The 406-nt window shown below is 42.6% G+C and carries 1 pseudogene; it reads left to right on the forward strand.

Features of this window, described 5'->3' with window-relative positions:
• Positions 1-406: pseudogene (locus CSV68_RS16795) on the forward strand (arginine decarboxylase); the annotation flags it as partial.

Genomic DNA, 406 nt, shown 5'->3' on the forward strand with positions numbered 1-406 from the left:
GTAAGAACCTGGCACTACACGGGCAGGAAATCTTCGATAAGGTGATCACGATGGCGCAGTATACACGTGATGAAGTCAATCAGATCGGCGGCTACTATGCATATTCTAAAGAGCTAATCAACGGCGATACTATCTATGATTTCGATGAGTCCAAATTGTCGATTCATACGCGCCAAATGGGATTGGCTGGCATTGAAGTGTATGATATTTTACGCGATGAATACGATATCCAAATCGAGTTCGGTGACGTAGCGAATATCCTGGCTTATATTTCAGTCGGAGACCGTACACTGGATCTTGAACGATTAGTCGCAGCACTAGCAGAAATAAACCGGCGTTTTAAAAAGGATCCTGGTACTTTATTCGATCATGAATATATCAATCCTCAAATTGTTCAATCGCCTCA

The organism is Sporosarcina sp. P29 (genome assembly GCF_002743265.1).
In the GTDB taxonomy this organism is placed as follows: domain Bacteria; phylum Bacillota; class Bacilli; order Bacillales_A; family Planococcaceae; genus Sporosarcina.